Source organism: Allobosea sp. ASV33 (assembly GCF_016428755.1).
GTDB lineage: Bacteria > Pseudomonadota > Alphaproteobacteria > Rhizobiales > Beijerinckiaceae > Allobosea.
This window is the reverse complement of sequence record NZ_JAELTI010000180.1, coordinates 1-3,021: the sequence shown is the minus strand read 5'-3', so window position 1 is coordinate 3,021 and position 3,021 is coordinate 1. Positions and strand designations below refer to the sequence as shown.

General features: G+C 69.2%; 4 protein-coding genes. All 4 read right to left on the bottom strand.

From position 1 onward, the window contains the following. Positions 1 to 1,170 (bottom strand): cobaltochelatase subunit CobN (locus JHD80_RS26880; RefSeq protein WP_199093601.1); only part of this gene is annotated, 1,170 nt, incomplete at its 3' end. 9 nt (positions 1,171 to 1,179) lie between these two features. Continuing rightward, positions 1,180 to 2,235 carry a cobalamin biosynthesis protein CobW gene (cobW, locus tag JHD80_RS26875; protein WP_199093599.1) on the bottom strand — a complete coding sequence of 352 codons (1,056 nt, stop codon included), beginning with the start codon at positions 2,233 to 2,235 and terminating at the stop codon, positions 1,180 to 1,182. A 4-nt stretch (positions 2,236 to 2,239) separates the two neighbouring features. After that, positions 2,240 to 2,629 carry a DUF1636 family protein gene (locus JHD80_RS26870; protein ID WP_199093597.1) on the bottom strand — a complete coding sequence of 130 codons (390 nt, stop codon included), beginning with the start codon at positions 2,627 to 2,629 and terminating at the stop codon, positions 2,240 to 2,242. Between the two features lie 10 nt (positions 2,630 to 2,639). After that, on the bottom strand, positions 2,640 to 3,021 hold a 382-nt coding region (locus JHD80_RS26865; protein WP_199093595.1), incomplete at its 5' end, for a CbtA family protein.

The window sequence follows — 3,021 nt, the reverse complement described above, 5'->3', positions numbered from 1 at the left end:
GGTCTCGTCCGCTTTGAAAGCCACGGGAATGGCGCCGATTCGCCCATCGAATTCCGGCAGGGCGACTTGCATGGCGAGATCGGCGGCGGAGAGGCCGCGCGGCGAGGCTTCCCAGGCCTCGCGCGGGCTGCCGACCGGCACGGCCTGCAGGATCGGGCAATCGGCGCCGTCGAGCACGAAATCCGCGCCCTCGCGGGCGGAGAAGGCGGTGCTGGTGAAGATCAGAGCGGGCTTGCGCGTCGCGATCAGCGTGGCGAGCTCGGCCGTAACGGCGGGGTCCTTGAGGCTGGTCAACGCGAGCGGGAGCGAGGCGAGGCCGCGCGCGCTCAGCGCGGTGGCGATCGCCTCCCCCATGGCGCTGTCGCCAGCCGCGACGCCGGAGCGATAAAGCAGGATCGGGACGAGCGGCTTGCCGGGGGGCAGTGCGGCGAGCGCCTCGCGCCAGGGCAGGGGAGTGTCGCTGGGGCCGAGCGCGAAGAATGATGGGAGTGGGAGGGGAGCAAAGCGACCCGCTTCGTTCTTCTCCCCTTGGGGGAGAAGGTGGCCCGGCGAAGCCGGGTCGGATGAGCGTTGAATCTCTGTCAGATAGAGCCTTATCCGTCCCAGCAGCCGGCGCATGTTCTCGGCGCCGCCACCGGCCTGAAAATAGGCCAGAAGCTGCGCCGCGAAGTCCGCCGGCACCGTCGCATGCTCGCCAAGCCGTGGATCGTCGCGCTCGTCGCCGGGCAGGATCACGAGCGGAATGCCGCGCTGGCGACAGGCGATGCCGAGCTGCTCGATGCCGTAGCGCCAGTAATCGAGCCCGCCGAGGCAGCGAACAAGGACGAAGCGGCATCGCGCCGCCGTCTTCTCGATCAGGAAATCGACCGAGAGCGGGTGCTTCAAGCGTCGCAGCGGCGCGAGGCGGACGGATAGGCTCCGTCCGTCATGCTCGCCCTTGTGGCGAGCATCCACGCCTTGAACACCGTCCTCGCCGAAAGGAGACGTGGATGGTCGGGACGAGCCCGACCATGACGACAAAGGTTCCGCATGCGTACGGGCCGCCGCCGCCAGCGCCGAAAGGTCGCTGTCGGTGAAGGACAGGACGAGCACATCTCCCGGCGGCAGGGCGAGATCGACGGCGTCCTCGCCGTCGTCGAGCCTGATCTCGCTGGTCGGGAGAAGGTGCATCGGCCGATGTTACGCCCCCGCGAGAGCCGCTTCCACGGCCTTGAGGTCGAAGCCCTTGAGGCCGATCACGGTGAGGCGGCCGTCGCGCGCTTCGCTCGCGCCCCAGGCCCGGTCGAAATGATGGCCGACGCGTCGGCCGACGCCCTGCACGACGAGCCGCATCGGCTTGCCCGGCACGGCGGTGAAGCCCTTCAGCCGCAGCACGCCCTCGGCCTCGGCCGCCTTGGCGACGCGCGCCGTGAGCTCCTCCGGCGAAAGTCCCGCCGGCAGCGGCACGGCGACCGAGTCGAAATCGTCATGGTCGTGATCATGCTCGCCCTCGCCGTGATGCGAGGGGCGGGCGGCGAGATCGCTCTCGGCAGCGGCACCGAGGCCCACGATCAGCGCCGGCTCGACCTTGCCATGGGAGGTCTCGACGATCTTGATCGCCTTGGGCAGATGCTCGGCGATCTCGGCCTTGACCCGCGCACGGCCGGCCTCGTCGACGAGGTCGCTCTTGTTGAGCAGGATCAGGTCGGCGCAGAGGATCTGGTCCTCGAACACCTCTTCCAGCGGATTGTCGTGATCGACCGAGGCGTCGGCCGCCTTCTGCGCAGCGAGCGCCTCGGGATCATCGGCGAACTGGCCCTCGGCCACGGCCGGGCCGTCGACCACGGCGATGACGCCGTCGACGGTGACCCGCGAGCGGATCGCCGGCCAGTTGAAGGCCTGGACCAGCGGCTTCGGCAGGGCGAGGCCGGAGGTCTCGATCAGGATATGCTCGGGCGGATTGGGGCGGTTGAGCAGCTTCTCCAGCGCCGGCACGAAATCATCGGCGACGGTGCAGCAGATGCAGCCGTTCGGCAGCTCGACCACGTCCTCGTCGCTGCAACCGGCGATGCCGCAGCCCTTCAGAAACTCGCCGTCGAAGCCGAGATCGCCGAATTCGTTGACGAGCACGGCGAGCTTCTTGCCCTGCGCATTCTCGAGGAGATGGCGCACCAGCGTCGTCTTCCCGGCGCCGAGGAAGCCGGTGATGATCGTGCAGGGAACCTTGCCCAGGTTCGTATTCTGCGGAGCGTTCATGATGTCATCCTTGCTGGCGCGCCGGCAAAGGCGGCACGCGCGCGACCACGCCCTTGCGGAAGGACTGCGGCCGCTCTTTCCAGGGAACGATGCCGTTGGCGCTGGCGGCATAGGCCTCCGCCGCGCCGACGATCTCGTCGAGATGGGTGTCGGTGTCGAGATCGCCGATCAGATAGGTCCATTTGCCATCGGCGCTGAGCGCGATGGTGCAGGGCCGCTTGCAGACGCAGAGGCACTCGACGGGCAGCACGGGGATCGTGCTGCCCTTGGCTTTAAGCTGCGCGGCGAGGCGCTCGGCCAGTGCCAGTCCCGGCTGGTCGTAACCCTCCGGGAGATCGGTGCGGGCGCGGCGGCAGGCCGTGCAGACATGGATGGTGAGGTCGCCCTCGGACATTGGCTTGCCTTCAGGCTTCAGCGGCCCGGCGGCTCGCCCAGGGCCAGAGCACGCCGACCATGAAGGCGGTGGCGAGCCAGAGCGCGGCCTGGATGCCGAGCGAGAGCGACGCGAAATGCGCGGCGACCTCGGCCGGAACCTTGCTCTCCGGCGCGGCCGGGTGCGGCGCGCCGATCGCATGCGGCAGCACGATCACGACGACAGCCAGGAACTTGAGCCAGGGCTGCTCGAAGCGCAGGAACAGGAAGAGCCCGAGCGCCGTGGCGATCACGGTCGCGAGCCACCAGAGCTGGCGCTGCTCCAATGCGGCCGAGGCTGCGCCCGGCAGCTCGGGCGCAAGTCCCATCGCCGGCGCGAGCCCGAGCGCGAGAAAGCCGCAGGCACCCCAGACG